18 protein-coding genes are annotated in these 16723 nt (G+C 56.3%); 3 read left to right on the top strand and 15 right to left on the bottom strand.

Annotated features, from left to right (window positions below):
• Positions 1–11: 11 nt before the first annotated feature.
• Positions 12–401 (bottom strand): DUF3307 domain-containing protein, encoded by a 390-nt coding sequence (locus tag AC2FLG_RS19890; RefSeq protein ID WP_416383939.1) that lies wholly within the window; start codon positions 399–401, stop codon positions 12–14.
• A gap of 214 nt (positions 402–615) precedes the next feature.
• Between AC2FLG_RS19890 and AC2FLG_RS19885 the strand changes: the two genes are divergently transcribed.
• On the top strand, positions 616–3612 hold the full coding sequence (locus tag AC2FLG_RS19885) for an ABC transporter transmembrane domain-containing protein (protein WP_496707718.1): 2997 nt from the start codon (positions 616–618) through the stop codon (positions 3610–3612).
• On the opposite strand, the gene AC2FLG_RS19880 is transcribed toward AC2FLG_RS19885, so the two are convergent.
• The 9 genes from AC2FLG_RS19880 to AC2FLG_RS19840 all read right to left on the bottom strand — a co-directional run bounded on the left by AC2FLG_RS19880 (position 3609) and on the right by AC2FLG_RS19840 (position 11787).
• Positions 3609–3902, bottom strand: a complete 294-nt coding sequence (locus AC2FLG_RS19880; RefSeq protein ID WP_496692965.1) for an ArsR/SmtB family transcription factor — start codon at positions 3900–3902, stop codon at positions 3609–3611. The two genes, AC2FLG_RS19885 and AC2FLG_RS19880, sit on opposite strands and share 4 nt — an antisense overlap.
• A gap of 109 nt (positions 3903–4011) precedes the next feature.
• On the bottom strand, positions 4012–5244 hold the full coding sequence (locus tag AC2FLG_RS19875) for a mandelate racemase/muconate lactonizing enzyme family protein (RefSeq protein ID WP_496707680.1): 1233 nt from the start codon (positions 5242–5244) through the stop codon (positions 4012–4014).
• Between the two features lie 24 nt (positions 5245–5268).
• Positions 5269–6363, bottom strand: a complete 1095-nt coding sequence (locus AC2FLG_RS19870; protein ID WP_496707716.1) for a Zn-dependent alcohol dehydrogenase — start codon at positions 6361–6363, stop codon at positions 5269–5271.
• Between the two features lie 82 nt (positions 6364–6445).
• Complete coding sequence (locus AC2FLG_RS19865) at positions 6446–7645, bottom strand: TCR/Tet family MFS transporter (RefSeq protein WP_496692934.1); 1200 nt, start codon at positions 7643–7645, stop codon at positions 6446–6448.
• Between the two features lie 73 nt (positions 7646–7718).
• Entirely contained in the window at positions 7719–8444 is a 726-nt protein-coding gene (locus AC2FLG_RS19860) for an alpha/beta fold hydrolase (protein ID WP_496707678.1), read from the bottom strand.
• A 12-nt stretch (positions 8445–8456) separates the two neighbouring features.
• A complete protein-coding gene (gene pcaD / locus AC2FLG_RS19855; protein WP_496707676.1) occupies positions 8457–9245 on the bottom strand; it encodes a 3-oxoadipate enol-lactonase in 789 nt (262 codons plus the stop codon).
• Between the two features lie 57 nt (positions 9246–9302).
• Positions 9303–10277 carry a threonine ammonia-lyase gene (locus tag AC2FLG_RS19850; RefSeq protein ID WP_496707675.1) on the bottom strand — a complete coding sequence of 325 codons (975 nt, stop codon included), beginning with the start codon at positions 10275–10277 and terminating at the stop codon, positions 9303–9305.
• Entirely contained in the window at positions 10274–11101 is an 828-nt protein-coding gene (locus AC2FLG_RS19845; RefSeq protein ID WP_496707673.1) for an alpha/beta fold hydrolase, read from the bottom strand. The genes AC2FLG_RS19850 and AC2FLG_RS19845 overlap by 4 nt, the downstream gene beginning before the upstream one ends.
• Positions 11101–11787, bottom strand: a complete 687-nt coding sequence (locus tag AC2FLG_RS19840; protein WP_496692939.1) for a haloacid dehalogenase type II — start codon at positions 11785–11787, stop codon at positions 11101–11103. The genes AC2FLG_RS19845 and AC2FLG_RS19840 overlap by 1 nt, the downstream gene beginning before the upstream one ends.
• Positions 11788–11896: 109 nt before the next feature.
• Between AC2FLG_RS19840 and AC2FLG_RS19835 the strand changes: the two genes are divergently transcribed.
• Entirely contained in the window at positions 11897–12325 is a 429-nt protein-coding gene (locus tag AC2FLG_RS19835; RefSeq protein WP_142639411.1) for an FKBP-type peptidyl-prolyl cis-trans isomerase, read from the top strand.
• 15 nt (positions 12326–12340) lie between these two features.
• On the opposite strand, the gene AC2FLG_RS19830 is transcribed toward AC2FLG_RS19835, so the two are convergent.
• The 4 genes from AC2FLG_RS19830 to fabA are packed head-to-tail and all read right to left on the bottom strand — an operon-like array spanning position 12341 to position 15153.
• Positions 12341–12526 carry a hypothetical protein gene (locus AC2FLG_RS19830; protein WP_142639413.1) on the bottom strand — a complete coding sequence of 62 codons (186 nt, stop codon included), beginning with the start codon at positions 12524–12526 and terminating at the stop codon, positions 12341–12343.
• A 59-nt stretch (positions 12527–12585) separates the two neighbouring features.
• On the bottom strand, positions 12586–13377 hold the full coding sequence (locus tag AC2FLG_RS19825) for an enoyl-ACP reductase FabI (RefSeq protein WP_142639415.1): 792 nt from the start codon (positions 13375–13377) through the stop codon (positions 12586–12588).
• Between the two features lie 5 nt (positions 13378–13382).
• Positions 13383–14612 (bottom strand): beta-ketoacyl-ACP synthase I, encoded by a 1230-nt coding sequence (gene fabB / locus AC2FLG_RS19820; RefSeq protein ID WP_142639417.1) that lies wholly within the window; start codon positions 14610–14612, stop codon positions 13383–13385.
• Positions 14613–14643: 31 nt separating this feature from the next.
• Positions 14644–15153, bottom strand: a complete 510-nt coding sequence (gene fabA, locus AC2FLG_RS19815; RefSeq protein WP_142639419.1) for a bifunctional 3-hydroxydecanoyl-ACP dehydratase/trans-2-decenoyl-ACP isomerase — start codon at positions 15151–15153, stop codon at positions 14644–14646.
• 187 nt (positions 15154–15340) lie between these two features.
• Here fabA and irrA point away from each other — a divergent pair, with 187 nt between their 5' ends.
• Positions 15341–15757: an iron response transcriptional regulator IrrA gene (irrA, locus tag AC2FLG_RS19810; protein WP_142639421.1), complete on the top strand. Its 417-nt coding sequence runs from the start codon at positions 15341–15343 to the stop codon at positions 15755–15757.
• Between the two features lie 2 nt (positions 15758–15759).
• Here irrA and AC2FLG_RS19805 read toward each other — a convergent pair whose 3' ends face one another.
• Positions 15760–16650 (bottom strand): LysR family transcriptional regulator, encoded by an 891-nt coding sequence (locus AC2FLG_RS19805; protein WP_271951570.1) that lies wholly within the window; start codon positions 16648–16650, stop codon positions 15760–15762.
• Positions 16651–16723 lie beyond the last annotated feature (73 nt).

The raw sequence follows: 16723 nt of genomic DNA, 5'->3' as shown, positions 1-16723 counted from the left end.
GTAATTCTGGTTCAGGCCGCGAATGTCGCCCAGGCCCAGACCATTGCCACATAGGTCAGATTATGCATGCACTGATCCAGCCCGGCTGCCCGCCAAAAGGCTGCCTGGGTTGGCATAAGCTGTTTTTTGTCGGAATAGCTGGCTTTGGCAAAGTCGATGTTGAAATGAACGATCCACTCTAGCCCGGCAATGATTACGATAAACGGCAGCGGGGTGCCGAATACCAAGAAAACCAACACCGACCCAATAACATGCACAGCGGCATGTTGGGCGCGTCCCCAGTGAAAATATTCGCCTCGGCCGGACAGCATCTTAGGCGTCTGGAGGTAAAAATCTGCAAACATATGTTTGATCTGCAATAAGCAGAGCATCAATAACACAGTGCCTAGAGTGGCAGGCAAATGAATCCTCCCGATATCGTCCTGAAGCAAACAGTAGGGGCTAATGTGAGGTTGCGCAAATGAACTTGTTCACATTCGGCAAATATCTGTTCAATTCGGAAACTATTTGCGTCTGCAGGCTTGATTGCGGTAAATTCAGACTGTTGAATTTACGAGAATTTCGTAAAGACCGGGTCAGTGATCCGCAGCAGGGGCAGGTTCCATAGAACGCACGATTTTCCGTTTTATCTGGAAATATTCAAAGCGCGACCAGCTGATTTTGCTGGCCGTAACCACGTCTTTGTTTCCGCTGCTATACCTGACGCTGGAACTGCCCAAGCGCATCATCAATGACGCGATCGGGGCTGCGACCCCTGTTGTTGATGTGCTGGGCTACAGCCTGTCGCAAACGAATTTTCTGATCATATTATGCATTGGGTTTCTGCTCGCCGTTCTGGCGCATGGTTTGATGAAAATGCGCATCAACACCATGAAAGGCGTCCTGAGCGAACGGATGCTGCGCCGATTCCGGTATCAGATGATCAGCCGCGCCTTGAGATTTCCGCAACCCTATTTCGAACGGGTCAGCCAAGGCGAAATGGTGTCGATGATCACCGCTGAAAGCGAGCCGATGGGTGGGCTGATGGGCGATGCGATCAGCCAGCCGGTATTGCAGGCGGGACAGATGATCACGATACTGTCCTTCCTGTTCCTACAGAGCTTTTGGTTCGGGCTTGCTGCCGTTTCCCTGATCCCGTTACAGGCCTGGTTGATCCCAAAGCTGCAGCGCCAGATCAATCTGTTGAACAAAAGCCGCATCCAGGAAGTGCGCGTGCTGGCTGCACAGATTGGTGAAAACGCAGCAGGTGCGTCAACGCTGCGGGCAAATGGTGGCTGGCGGTATCGCCGGGCAATGATCTCGGATCAGCTGGGCCGGTTGTTTGAAATCCGCTTCGATATCTACCAGAAAAAGTTCTTTATGAAGTTCATCAACAACTTCATTTCGCAGCTTACCCCATTCCTTTTCTATCTGGTTGGCGGCATTCTGGTCTTGCAGGGCTCGGTCTCGTTGGGTGCGTTGGTTGCGGCTTTGGCGGCTTACAAGGATCTCAGTTCGCCTTGGAAAGAGTTGCTGACCTATTACAATCAGACACAAGATATGTCCTTGCGCTGGGATGTTGTGATCGAACGCTTTGCGCCCTCTGGAATGCAGGACGAAAGCCTGTTCGAGGGCGAGCCCGACAAACATCCCAGGCTGGACGGGGATATTGTTCTGAAACATGCGTCTGTTCGTGACATGGACGGGAATCTGGTTCTGGACGACCTCGATCTGACATTCCCAGGCGGTAAGACCATCGGAATCGCTGCGCCCAGCGAAGAAGACCGGCGCGCGGTTTCGGAATTGCTGACCCGAGAGATCCTGCCCAGTTCCGGCAGGGTAACGGTCGGGCAGGAAGATTTGTCAAAGCTACATCAGGGAGTCATTGCTGCGCGGATCGGTTTTGCCTCATCGCGACCGGTTATGTTTCAGGGAACTTTGGGCGACAATGTGATGATGCCGATGCGTTTTCGTCCTCTGTCGACAGAATCAGACGACCCCGGCTTTGCTGAAACAAGACGAGCGGGCAACAGTACCGACCCGTTTAGAGTTGATTGGCTGGACCCGTCGCTGGCTGGTTTGAACACCGTGGAAGACCTGCGCGACTGGTGGTTACAACTGATCGACGGTCTAGGTTCGGGCGCTGCCCTGTTTCAGCGCGGTGCTGAACAGACATTCGAAGCCAACGAGCACCCCGAGTTGGTCAGAAAACTGGTTGAACTACGGCCCAAAGTTCAGGAGGCGGTGGTCAAGGCTGGGCTGCAACAGCAGGCTCTGATCTTTGACCGCAATGCATATAATGCGGCCTTGCCGGTCGCGGAAAACCTACTTTTCGCGACACCCTGCGTTCCGGTCACTCAGGAAATACTGACCCGTCAGGGCGTGTTTCTGGGCCAGCTGCGCGAGCTGGGCTTGGACGAAACCCTGGTCAGCCTGACGCGCGATGTCATTGATATGTTGCGCCAGATCTTTGGGTTGGACGGCACGGACCACCCGTTGTTCCGCAAGCTTGGCCTGCAGGCCGAAGTCTACGAAGCTGCAGTCGAACTGGTAGAGCGCACCCGAAACGAAGGTGTCAGCGGTCTGGATGATGGGCAACTGGCCAACCTTTTGGCGGTTCCGTTTGTCATCTCGGCTGAACAGATTGGTCCCGCGTTTACGGATGAATTGAAAAACCGCATACTTGAATTGCGGCAAAGCCACTCCGAAAAACTGCTGCAACATCTGAATGATGTCTTCGTACCGCTGAAGGAAACCGAGTTTGCCCCCGGTCTGACCGTGATGGAGAACGCTTTGTTCGGTAAGGTCAGCCAGATCGGCGGCGCGCGATCAGATGAGGTCCGTAAGCTGATCGTTGATGTCCTTTCTGAAAACGGAGCCCGACCTTTGGTGGTCGAGCTGATTTACGATGTACCGGTCTCGCTGGGCGGGCAGAACCTGCCTGCGGTTTTCGCCGAACCTTTGGCCTTTACGCGGGCTACGATCAAGAAACCCGACATTCTGATCCTTGATAATGCCTTGGCAAGCTATGACATGGAAACTCAGATTGCGGTCTATAAGAACCTGCGCGCCCTATTGCCAAATGCGACGGTGATTTATCTGAACGATCAGTACGAAAACCCTGACGTATTCGACATGTTCATAGAAATAAGGCAAGGTCGTGTGGTTTCAGACGAAGGACCCGCCGACGTGGAAGAAGATAGCGCAGCATCAGCCGATTTGGCGCGCAAGCTTCGTGCGCTGGAACAGACGCCGCTGTTTTCCGGTCTTGACCGCAGACAGCTGCGCCTTCTGGCATTTGGTGCGCGCTGGTTCCAGGCCCAACCGGGAGAGGTGGTGTTCCTGAAAGACGACCAGCCCACCGATGGGGCCTATGTCGTTTTGGAAGGCGAGGCAGGCCTGTATTTGCCGCAATCAGAAGGTCCCGATCAACTGATCGCAACGGTTGGCTCCGGCGCATTGGTCGGAGAGTTGGGGTTGATCCGAAAGGAACCCCGCGCCCTGAGCATGATTGCGGAAACCGACCTGTCTTGTCTGCGTATCGGTGAGGAAGAATTCCTGGCCGTGGTCGAAAACGATGCCGCAACCGCTTTCAAGCTGATGCAGGTGATCGCCGGCTATGTTTCGAACTAGGGGTTGGCTTCAGGTTTGCAGAACAGGTCGTATAGCAACTGGATGACTTTCTCTGTATTTCCGTCCTGCAGGGAATAGTAGATGGTTTTGCCATCGCGCCGTGTCGACACCAGCTGTTCTTCTCGTAGGCGTGCCAACATCTGACTGACTGCGGCCTGCCGGATTTGTAGCAGTTTTTCCAGCTCACCAACCGATTTCTCGCCATCACCCAGATGGCACAAAATCATCAGGCGGCCTTCATGCGCCAGCGTCTTCAGGTACGCGGCGGCACGTGCTGCACTTTCCTGCATGCCGGGCGGAGTTTCGTCCGTATTCAGTGTTTCGTGGTCTTGAACTGTCACGCGCGTATAGGTTCCAAACTTGGCTTTGGCGCAATATGACTCAGAATTTCAGTACTTGTCACCCCTTTGCAGCAGGGGCACCGCCCTGAAAGGCGTTGCCGTTGGCATAGTCGCAAGGTTCTTCCTGCATCTGAAGGTGCAACCCATCGCCGGTATAGGGGTGTGAGCGGGCCAGATCTTCGTCCACTTCGATCCCCAACCCTGGCGCATTCGGTGCCACGACAAAGCCATTTTCAACGCGCAGTGAACCTTTGATCAAAGCGTCGTGATACGGCGTATCAATGGTTTCCAGCAACAGCAGATTTGGGATTGAGGCTGCCAGATGGATGTTGGCGGCCCATTCAACTGGACCAGCATAGAGATGCGGAGCCATCTGGGCGTTGAATATCTCGGCCATGGCTGCGACTTTCTTCATCTCCCATATCCCACCTGCACGCCCAAGCGCGGGTTGCAGGATTTCTGCAGCACCTGCGCGCAAAACTGCACCGAATTCGGCTTTGGTGGTCATGCGTTCCCCGGTTGCCACGGGTATTCGCACGTTGCGAGCGACGCGGGCCATGTCGTCGATCATGTCAGGTGGGGTAGGTTCTTCGAACCAAAGCGGTGAATAGGGTTCCAGCGCCTGACCCAGCCGGATTGCGCCTGCGGTGTTGAACTGACCGTGGGTGCCAAACAACAGGTCGGCCCTGTCGCCGACCGCTTCACGGATCGCTTTGCAAAAGGCAACTGACATCGAGATGTCGGACATAGCAGGCATATGCCCGCCACGGATCGTGTAGGGACCAGCGGGATCAAATTTTACTGCCGTGAAGCCGCGGCTCACCATTTCAGCTGCACATTCCGCGGCCTGGTCGGGCGAAGTCCAAAAGTCGGCCAGGTCATGCCGGGGCAGGGGGTAAAGGTAGGTGTAGGCCCGGATGCGTTGATTAACCAGCCCACCCAAAAGCGCATAAACCGGACGGTCGCGATCTTTACCCAGAATGTCCCAACACGCGATTTCCAGCCCTGAAAACGCACCCATTACGGTCAGGTCGGGGCGCTGGGTAAAGCCGCTGGAATAGACGCGGCGGAACATAAGCTCGATATTCTCGGGGTTCTCGCCGAGCATATGCCGTTCAAAGACATCCCGGATTACGTGACACATAGCTTCAGGTCCAATGGATGAGGCATAGCATTCGCCCCAACCGGTGACGCCTGTGTCGGTGGTAACCTTTACCAGTATCCAGTACCGGCCACCCCAACCCGGAGCAGGGGGGGCCGTGACAATGATATCGAGATCCTGCAGTTTCATAGGATATACTCCAGCCGGGGCTGCTTAGGCCCTGTCAAACATGATGACGTTTCGTTTGGCCGATCCGGTTTTGGTATCCGCAATCGCCTCGTTGATTTGCGACAAGGGCCAGCGGCCCGAGATCAGTTCATCCAGCCTCAGCCGCCCCTGTTCATAGAGGTCGATCATCCAGGGAATATCACGTTGGATCACCACATCCCCCATCTTTGACCCGATCAGCCCCTGACCAAGTGCGGCCAGGACAACAGGTTCATAGCTTGCCATGTCGCCGGAATGGGGCATCCCGATCATGATGGCCTTACCGCCTCGGCCAAGATAGCGAACGGCCTGGTCATAGGCTGGGATTGCACCGACTGTGATCAGCACGGCATCGGCCCCTCGACCGCCAAGTGCGCGGTAAGCTGCCTTCCATGGTGCGTCCAAAGTGGCCAGAACGCCGTGGGTTGCACCAAATTCCTTTGCAATGGCCAGTTTGTCCTCGGTCATGTCGACAGCAACGATACGCCGGGCACCCGCAATCCGTGCGCCTTGTATGGCGTTCAGGCCAACTCCTCCGGCCCCGATCACGACGACATCCTGACCCGGGCGCAGACCGGCTGCATTCACGGCAGCGCCCACACCGGTGATCACCCCGCAAGACAGCAGACTGGCCACATCCTTCGGCATGTCCTCGGGGATTTTCACGATCTGCCGGTGGCTGACCACGACTTTTTCGGCAAAAGCCCCGCACGCCATTGCTTGCTCCAGCGGGCCCCCGTCAGCGGTGCGCAACGGACCTTTTACAGTGTCGTGGGGTGTTTCACATAAGGTTGGCTTGCCACCCGCGCAGGAGGGGCAGGAACCGCATGCACGGATCAGCGTCACCACGACGGAATCGCCAACCTCGAACCCTTCGGTCATGCCGCCCGTTGCGGTGATCACACCCGCGGCCTCATGGCCATATACAGCGGGCAGGAATCCACCCCAGGCGCCGCTGGCGAAAGAAATGTCGGAATGGCAGATCGCAACCGCATCTAGGGTGACCTCGACTTCGCCGGCGGCGGGCGGGGCGATCAGCACGTCTTCTATGACCAGGGGTTTGTCGAATGCCCGACATACGGCCGCCTTGATGGATTGCATGATGTCCTCGTATTCGGTTTTAATCACGGTGGCGCGGTTCGGAATGACCTGCAAGGCCGAAACCGTCATCGTCATGTCGTTGTTATGCAGAAATGGGGCGAGATCTGTAAAAGAGGATAAGGCCGACAATCATAAGGCACATGGCCAGAAGAAACGGCGCGCCGGGAAAATAGATGGCGGTGCCGGGCTTTGCGAACCAGGCAAATACGCTGCTCATGACCAGAGGGGAAATCACCATGGAAAGCGCGTGCAGTGAAGTTAGCACGCCCTGAAGCTCTCCTTGTTGCGAATCTGGTGTTGCGCGCGAGGCCAGAGCCTGGATTGCCGGGGTTGCGACTGCGCCGATAGCCGTGATCGGGATCAGCATCAGCGCGATTATTCCATTGGTCAGAAAAGCCAGAAGCAAAAAGCTGACAATCTCGAACACCATCCCGAGAAGGATTGTTACGCGTTCGCCGAGATAACGTGTGGCAGGGCGTATCAATCCGCCCTGAACCGCGGCCATTCCAATTCCGTAAAGACCCAGCGACACACCAATCATCTGGGGTGACCATCCAAAACGCTCGGCGGTGAAATAGGCCCAAATGGCCGGATAGACATAGATTGAGACAGAATAGAGGAAATAGACCCACAACATCGGACGGATCCCCGGCAGCGCCGCGATGGCACGCAGTGAATTCACGGGGTTAGCGCGGCGCAGGCTGAACGGGCGCCGGTTCTTATCGGTCACCGTTTCAGGCATCACTATCAAACCGACGCCGAATGTTATCGCCGAAAGCGCTGCGGCAGCCCAGAAGGGCGCACGGGTCCCATATTCGCTCAGCAATCCGCCGATGACCGGACCCAGGACAAAGCCAACCCCGAATGCCGCCCCTAACAGACCGAAATTCGCAGCTTTTTCGTGGGGTTTCGACACATCCGCCATGAACGCCGCGGCAGTGGAATGAGTTGCGGCTGTGATCCCGCCGACGATCCGACCGGCAAGTAATAGCCAGATACTGCCAGCAAGCGCCATGACCACATAGTCCAGCGACATGACAAACAGCGATACCAACAATACACCCCTACGCCCGAAAGCGTCAGACAGGTTGCCCAGGATCGGTCCAAAGATAAATTGCATCGCTGCAAAAGCGGTGCTTAGGACGCCGCCCCAGATCGCCGCGCTGGCCAGTGTACCACCCTGAACATCAATAATGAGCTCGGGCATAATGGGCAGCACAAGGCCAATCCCCATTGCATCAATCATGACAGTGGCAAGAACAAACAGGAAAGGTAAGCGCATGGGAACCGACAAAGAAAGTTTCGGGCACCCTATCGGGGGTCAGGTTCAGAGGAAAGCCGCAAGATTTCGCAGATCAGTCAAGAGTATCAAAGCCCTGCGCGATGTCGTCCAATAGATCAGCCAGTTCTTCAGGGTGCGAAAAGAATGGCGAATGAGAGCTTTGGATGGAATGGCGCATTCCCTCGGGCATGCTGAGGCTCATGATGTGCTGGTATTCAGGCGGGATGGTATGGTCGTCGAGTGTTCGGATATATGCTTTGGGCATATCCTGAAAATGTGCTGTCAGGGTAAGCCGTGTCTCCTGAGGTGCAATGGCCTGCGGGCAAAGCCGAGCCAGCGCATAAAGCAGGACCTCTTCCGGGCAGTCGTGGTAAAACAAGGCCTTCACTCTATCGGGTTTGACCGTATAGGACAGCCCGTCAGTCGATTTTTCGACGGCATCAACTATTGTTTGCCGCGGTGATTTCCGGCGCATCTCGACCATCGACAATCCGTTCTCGGGGACGTAGGCGGACAGGAAAACAAGTCCGCGCATCGCATCCGGTCTCAATTCGGCAGCGGCACTAATGGGGTATCCCCCCCAAGAATGGCCAACGATGATCGTATCCGATCTGCTCGCAGCCAGAACGGCGTTCCGGCAACTGTCCAGAGTCACCTGGTCGATCGACGTCGGGTCAGATCCGTGGCTGGGCATATCAATTGCGCGGACCGAATGGCCGCGTGTTTCAAGTGCTGGGATCAAATCTCTCCAACACCAGGCACCATGGCATGAGCCATGGACCAACAGAAAATCCGCCAAAGCAATGCTCCTTCAGATATGACCGATGCCAGTCAAAAAGTCTTTTAGTAGGGTCGCGTATTCAATGGGTTGTTCGACGCAAGGCAGATGGCCCGCTTTGCGTATCAATTCGAAACGGGCACCGGGAATTAGATCAATGGTTTCTTTTACTAGATCCGGCGGGGTAGAGCCATCCTCACTGCCCGCAATGCCCAAAGTCGGCAAACGCAGGCCACTTGTCGGCGTGTAAAAATCGGTTCCGGAAATGGCGGCGCAACATCCCAGATAACCTTCAACAGGTTGCCGCACCATCATGTTGCGCCATAGCAGGTGCTGGGGCGACGCGTAGAAAGCCCGCGAGAACCAGCGCTCCATAGTTGCGTCGGCTAGCATTTCGATGCCGCCGATCCGGACGGCTTCCATACGGTCCGCCCAAATCGCCGGGGTGGCTATTTTGGCCGCTGTATTTGACAGAACCAGCCCGCGAATCAAATCCAGGCGTTTGACGGCCAGACCTTGCGCGATCATCCCGCCGATGGACAGACCGACAAAAACGCAATCTCGGACCTTTAGGTGATCCAGAAGGCCTTCGGCATCGCGGATCAGCGCCCCCATCGAATAGGGCGCCTGAGGCGCCGAGGACAGGCCATGCCCGCGTTTGTCGTATCGAATGACTCGCAGCCCATCAGGCAGGTATGGCAGCATCGCATCCCACAGGCGCAGATCGGTGCCCAGTGAGTTCGCGAACACGATCGGCGCGCCTTGTGGGTCGCCGTCGATCCGGTAATGAAGCTGTACATCCCCAAGGTCAGCTATCTGCATAAAAATCCTCTGTCTTTGCATGCTGAACTGACACGCTGCCGGAACCGGCGGCGGTTGTCAGGTCAGGAACTCCATAGCTTTGGCAAAGACGTCCGGGTCCGCATTGCCACCCGATGCGACAATGATAACGGCGTCTCCTTGAATTTCGGACCTGCGAAACAACGCTGCGGCCAGGGAAACCGCACCACCCGGTTCCAGCACGATCTTCAGGCGCAGAAAGGCCAAAGCCATGGCGCGCATCGCCTCTTCTTCGGTCACAGACAGGCCGGGACCGCACAGCCGTTGCAGGATCGGAAAGGTGATGTCGCCGGGTTGCGGGGTCAGAATGGCGTCGCAGATATTGCCAGATGTGGCCGCGTTGTTCTGTATTCGTCCCAGTGCCAACGAGCGTTTGACGTCGTCAAACCCTTCGGGCTCGCAGGGGCGGGCGCGCAGACCGGGTGCGTGCCCCTCTAGCGCAAGCGCAATACCCGAGGTCAGCCCCCCGCCGCCGCAACAGACCAGCACATCAGCCTGTTCGACGCCCAGCACAGCCGCCTGGCGCGCGATTTCCAGCCCGGTTGTGCCTTGTCCGGCGATCACCAGCGGCTCATCATAGGGGCGGATCAAGGTCAGGCCGCGCTCGGATGCCAGGGCTTCGCCGATCGCTTCGCGGCTTTCATTGGCGCGGTCGTACAGAACCACCTCGGCCTCCAGCGCGCGCGTGTTGTCGATTTTGAGCTTTGGGGCATCCGAGGGCATGATGATAACAGCCGAAATACCATGCTGTGCGGCGGCATAAGCCACGCCCTGAGCATGATTGCCCGAGGAATAGGCGATCACACCTTTCTTTCGGTCTGCTTCACTGAGGCCCGAAATGGCCGACCACGCCCCGCGAAACTTGAAACTGCCGGTGTGCTGCAGGCATTCCGGTTTTACCAACACGCGGCGTCCCGCGATTTCATCCAAAAACGGAGAGGTCAGGATTGGTGTTTCTCTGACGTGCCCTTGCAGACGCAGGGCTGCGGCTTCGATCATTTCAAGTGTGCTCATGCCGCGTCCAGTACTTTGCGAATAACGCCCAATGATTGAGGTTCGTCCAGAAACGGCACGTGTCCGCGATCGGGAACGGTAGCCGAGATCAACCCCGGATGCCGGTTCTGCATCTCGGCCAATGTCTGCGCGCTCAGAAGATCGGAATTTTCACCGCGAATGACACCCGTTGGGATGTCGTGCAGGGCCTCGAAGAACATCCACATATCCGGGATTGCCCCGGCTGCGGCCTGTTCCAGCAGCGCTGTGCGCAGGGCCGGATCATAGCGCAGGGTCAAACCTTCTGTCGTTTCCTGATTTTGAAATTCAGCCATCTGCCGCCATCTTTCCAGTGAAATCCCTGGAAACTGGGGGCCCATCATGTGCTGAAGCGCCTGCGCGGCCTCGTCATAGGTTTTCGAGACCGGTTGCTTGCCGACATATTCCATTATTTTGGCGATGCCCGATGGGTTAAAGACCGGACCAACATCATTGAGCACAACAGCCGCCAGCCGCTTTGGGTGGGTGGTGGCCAAGGTCATCGCGATCAGGCCTCCACGTGAGGTCCCAATCACGGCCACCTGATCCAGGCCAAGATGATCCAGCAGATCGATCACGTCCTGAGATTCGCGTAACAGGCTATAGTTCCCGTGATCCGAGTCATGTTCGGATTGCCCGCGCCCGCGATAATCCATCGCGATCATCCGCCAATCGGTCATGTGCGGGGCAAGAAATGAGAAATCCCGGCTGTTTCGGGTAAGGCCAGCCAGACACAGGACCGGCTTGCCGCTGCCGGAGTCTTCGAAATAGAGGCGTTTGCCGTCGTTGGTCGAAAAAAAGGGCATCAGAGTCCTGCAAGTTCCGGAATGGATGTCAGGTCGGACAGTACATGCGTTGGCTGCCATGGCAACCGATCCATTGGTTCGTTCGCACGGTTGACCCAGGCGGTGACGAAACCATAGCCACTGGCCCCCGCCGCGTCCCAGCCATTTGAGCTGACGAACAAGACTTCGTCGCGCTCGCAGCCGAACCTCTGCGCGACCAGATCATAAACCTTGGCATGCGGTTTGAAGACGCCGACGCTTTCGACCGACAGAATATCATCCAGAACGCCGCTTATACCTGCGGATTGAACCGCACCATCCAGCATCGGCGGTGATCCGTTCGACAAGATCGCAGTCTGCATTCCGCCGGCCTTCAGGGTGGCCAGCATTTCGGGAACCTCGGGATAGGCCTGCAATTCCCAGTAGAGATCAAGCAGGCGCTGGCGTAGGGCAGGGTGCTGGTCCAGCCCCGTTGCCTCTAGTGCCCAATCCAGACCGTCTTGGGTAACGTCCCAGAAATCTGCATGTGCATCGGCCACCGCACGCAGCCAGGTGTATTGCAACTGTTTCAGGCGCCAGTGATTGGCCAGATCCGGCCATTTCTGCTGTAACGCCTCAAAGCCGGGTTCTGATGCAGCTTGCCTTGCGGCTGCGGCCACATCGAACAACGTGCCGTATGCATCAAAAATGCAGGTTGTGATCGGCATCAATTCCCCTCCGTTCATTCGGTGCAGGTTTGCAAAAGTGCTAAGGGTTTACAATGTTGCTTCATTGCCTAGGTTTGACCGCTCAATTTTTTATCGGCCGGAGGCCAAAATGACAGCGATAAAACAGGGCGACACAGTTCGCATCCACTATACCGGTACGTTGCAGGACGGGAATGTCTTTGACAGTTCACAAGGGCGCGATCCGCTGGAATTCGAGGTGGGGTCCGGGCAGATCATTCCCGGATTGGACAGTGCTATGCCTGGTCTGGTGGCCGGGGACAAAAAACGTGTCGAGATCGCCTGCGTTGATGCTTATGGGCCGATCAATCCCGAAATGCGCCAGAGCATTCCACGCGAAGGTATTCCGGACGACATCCCGCTTGAACCCGGCACCCAGTTACAGATGCAAACGCCCGAAGGGCACGCATTGCCGGTAACTGTTGTCGAGGCTGATGAGGTGACCGTCACGCTGGACGCGAACCATCCTCTGGCCGGAAGGGACCTGATTTTCGAAATCGAAGTGGTTTCGGTGAATTGAGTTTCGTGATCTGGATCAGCCTGAAAACAGGCTGGTCCATGATGCAAAGATCTCGCGTACATGCGGCTGAGTGAAGAATACAAACAGCATCAGCAGCATTGTTAGGGTCATCAAGGCGACGCGGCCCCTAAACCCCAGAAAACCCGGTTTTCGGCGGGAAACCCGCTTGCTGCTGGCGATGATTTGCTCTGCTTTGTTCATGCAACTATCCCTGCCTGCGAAAGATGGTCAAATCTTGGCACTGACAGGGAAAGAAATGGTCACATATGGTCCGGTTGAGGCATTCCCAGAACGTGGAAGCCACCATCAACACGAATAACTTCGCCCGAGGTGCAGGCCCCCGCATCCGAAGCCAGATAAACCGCGGTGCCGCCGACAGCCTCAAGCGTGGCATTGCTGCGCATCGGTGCGTTCTGGTCGCAGAACTTGAAGGTCTTGCGGGCCCCACCGATGGCCGCACCGGCCAGAGTTTTCATCGGACCCGGAGAGATTGCGTTCACCCGGATTCCGTCAGGTCCAAGATCGTTGGCCAGATAACGGGTCGCTGATTCCAGCGCAGCTTTGGCCACACCCATTACGTTGTAGTTGGGCACAACCCGGTTAGACCCCTGATAGGTCAGCGTCAGGATCGTGCCGCCGTTTTCTTTCATCATCGGATAGGCGCGGCGGGCCACTTCGATCAGCGAATAGGCCGAAATATCCATCGAATTCTTGAAATTAGCCCGGCTGGTGTCCAGGAACCGTCCGGTTAGTTCGGACTTGTCGGAATAGGCGACGGCGTGGACCACAAAATCTATGGTGGGCCAGCGCTGGGCAAGCTCGTCAAAAGCGCGATCCAACGACTCGTCATCGGTGACGTCCGCATCGACCATGAAATCGCTGCCAAGGCTCTGCGCCAGCGGTTCCAGCCGCTTTCCGAATGCCTCGCCCTGATAGGTGAATGCCAATTCGGCGCCCGCTTCGTGCATGGCTTTTGCGATGCCCCATGCAATCGAACGGTCATTCGCCACGCCCATAACGAGGCCGCGTTTGCCTTTCATTAGATCTGACATTCCATTCACCCGTTATACTTTGAAAGAACCATGGACCCGTTCGTCCCACCAAAGCCGAAGCTGTTGGTCATGACGCTGTCCAAACCTGCATTTTCAACTAGCTGAGTTGCAATTTCTCCGGGCTGGATGCCCTCGGCAAGCGTGTCGACGTTGATCGACGGCGTTATAAAATCATGTTCCAGCATCAAAAGGCAGAAAATAGCCTCCAGCGCGCCAGCCGCACCTTGTGCATGGCCTGTCATCGACTTGGTCGAGGAAATCGGCGGCACGCTACCCTCGCCAAAAATACGGCGTACAGCTTCGACTTCGCCGACATCTCCGACCGGGGTCGAGGTGCCATGGGCATTGATGTAGTCGACCTTGCGTCCTTCGGGCAGGGTGTCCAGCGCCAGACGCATGGCGCGTTCGCCACCTTCGCCAGATGGGGCTACCATGTCGTGACCGTCGGAGGTTGCTGCAAAACCCGTCACTTCAGCATAGATTTTGGCGCCGCGTGCCAATGCGTGTTCCAGATCTTCCAGCACGACAATACCGCCTCCGCCGGATATCACGAACCCGTCGCGGTCTTGGTCGAATGCACGAGAAGCTTTTTCGGGCGCATCGTTGTATTTCGACGACATCGCACCCATTGCATCGAACAGACAGGACAAGGTCCAGTCCAGCTCTTCCCCGCCGCCCGCGAACATTACATCTTGTTTGCCCATCATGATCTGCTCTGCGGCATTGCCGATGCAATGCAGCGAGGTCGAACAGGCCGAAGTGATCGAGTAATTGATGCCCTTGATCTTGAAGGCGGTCGCAAGGTTGGCCGAAATGGTTGAGCACATGCATTTAGGAACTGCAAACGGACCGATTCGCTTGGTTGCCCCGTTTTTCAGAACGGTCTGATGCGCCGTCAGCATGGCGCTGGTCGACGGTCCGCCCGATCCGGCGACAAGGCCGGTACGTGGGTTGGCAACCTGGTCTTCGGTCAATCCTGAATCGGCAATCGCCTGGCTCATTGCGATATGCGCATAGGCCGCTCCGGGACCCATAAAGCGCAGGGTGCGCTTGTCCACATGTTCGCTAACGTCGATTTTGAGCGACCCGGCGATCTGGCTGCGAAAGCCATGTTCGACCATCTGGTCATTGGCCACGATGCCGGACTTGCCGGCCTTGAGTGAGGTCAGAACCTCTTCGGCATTGTTCCCGATGGAAGAGACAACTCCCAAGCCGGTGACAACTACTCGACGCATGTGCGTGCTCCTTATTTGGGGCCGGTCAGGCTCAGGCTTCGGACAAAACTACTTTCATGTCCTTGACATCGTAAATCATCTCACCGTCGGCTTCGACGATACCATCTGCGACACCCATAGTCAGGCGGCGGGTCTGGATCGCTTTCTTGAAGTCGATTTTATAGGTCAGCATCTTGCGGTCCGGGCGTACCATACCTGTCAGCTTGACTTCGCCCACTCCAACGGCCATGCCGCGCCCTTGCCAGCCGCGCCAGCCCAGGTTGAATCCGGTCAGCTGCCACAAACCGTCCAGGCCCAAGCAGCCGGGCATGATCGGGTTGCCGGGGAAATGGCAATCAAAGAACCAAAGGTCGGGCGTAATGTCGAATTCAGCAAGAATATGACCTTTGCCATGGGCGCCACCATCGGCCGAAATCTCGGTGATCCGATCCATCATCAACATCGGCGGGGCGGGCAACTGTGCGTTCCCGGGGCCGAATAGTTCGCCGCGGGCGCATTTCAGCAGATCGTCCTTGTCAAAGCTGCTTGGGAATTGGGCCATTCTGCGCCTCTCCTGCCAGGGGTCTTTCCATCTAATTTGGTCTCGTCTAGCACCCGTATGCAAGGTCCTGCAAGAGCAGTGGCCTACATCATGTTGTGTTTACATTATTCTCTGCGAATGAAATTCATTTGAAATTACCTGACTACAGCACTTATATATACCTCAGCAACAAATTGGTATTGGACTGATGACAGCAGATTGCCAGAGCATAGCCACAGGTTGGTTGGTTCACGCCGGATTGCGTCCGACGCGTCAGCGCGTAGCATTGGCAGAGCTGCTGGTCGGTGATGGCCGCCATCGCCACGTCACCGCCGAAAGCCTGTTTGAATCGGCCAAACAGAACGGAGATGCTGTTTCTCTGGCGACGGTTTACAACACGTTGCGCGCCTTTTGCGATGCCGGGGTTCTGCAGGAAATTACCGTTGACGGATCGAAAAGCTATTTCGACACCAACACGCATGATCATCCGCATTTCTATTGGGAAGATGAGGGCCGGCTCAGCGATGCTCCGTCCGAACAGCTGGTCATCCAGCGACTGCCCGACGCGCCTGAAGGGGTTGAGATCGCGTCAGTCGACGTTGTGATCCGTCTGCGTAAAAAGTAAACTTAAGTCATCAGTCCGGTCAGGATGTGCTGTGCCTTTTCGCTATGCGGATCCATAGGGCCTGTTCCATGCCGTGCCACAACAACGGGTTCTGCTGCGATTTCATCTGACACAGGTATGCTGACCAACGGCATCCCGTCATAGCTGGTCTTGGCAGGAATGTTGGCATAGCTGATGGCAACGCCTTCGCCATGCGCCGCGAGGCTGCGTTGGATCTCGGGCGACGCGGCCCGATGTGCAACATTGGGGTTCTGCCCAAGTTGACGGAAGAGACTCAGGAAATGCTGCGCAGATAGTCCCTCGTTCGATAGGATCAGGGGGTAGGCCACGACATCTTGCAATGATACCTGCGCCCGATTGGCCAAGGGGTGGCCTTTTGTCATAACCGCGATTGGTCGATTGGTGAACAAGGTGGTCGTGGAAAAGGCCGCATCCAGTGTCAGACCATAAGTCAAGGCAAGGTCGATCTCACCATTGACGAGGCCGGAAATCAGGCCCTGAAATTCGTCTACGCGATACGTGATATCAACTTCGGGCATGTTCTGTCGCAGGCTATGCAGAGCTTTTGCCAGCAGGAAAGGCGCGAGGTCGTCGAAACAGCCCAGACGCAGGCGCGTGGTTGCGGTCCCGTCTGTTCCAGAATTTTCCAAACGTGCGGCACGTGTCAGCAGGGCCTCGGCGTTTTCAATAAAGCTGCGTCCCTGCGGTGTCAGCGCCATGGCCGCTCCGCGCTTTCGGATAAATAGCGGATAGCCCAACTGGTCTTCGACCCGGGTTAGCGCATTCGACAGAGCTGGCTGCGAAACATTTAGATGCAACGCAGCAGCAGACAGGCTGCCATGCCGTCCGATGGCGCAGACATATTCATATTGGCGTAGGGTAACGTATAACATAAAGTTAACTATACATTTCAAAGATATTATTTGAATAGATGAAAATTTCATGAGCAAATTCAGGTTAAATTCG

Source organism: Ruegeria sp. CDSA193 (assembly GCF_059611885.1).
The sequence above is the reverse complement of the archived record's forward strand: the minus strand, read 5'-3'. Positions and strand labels throughout refer to the sequence as shown.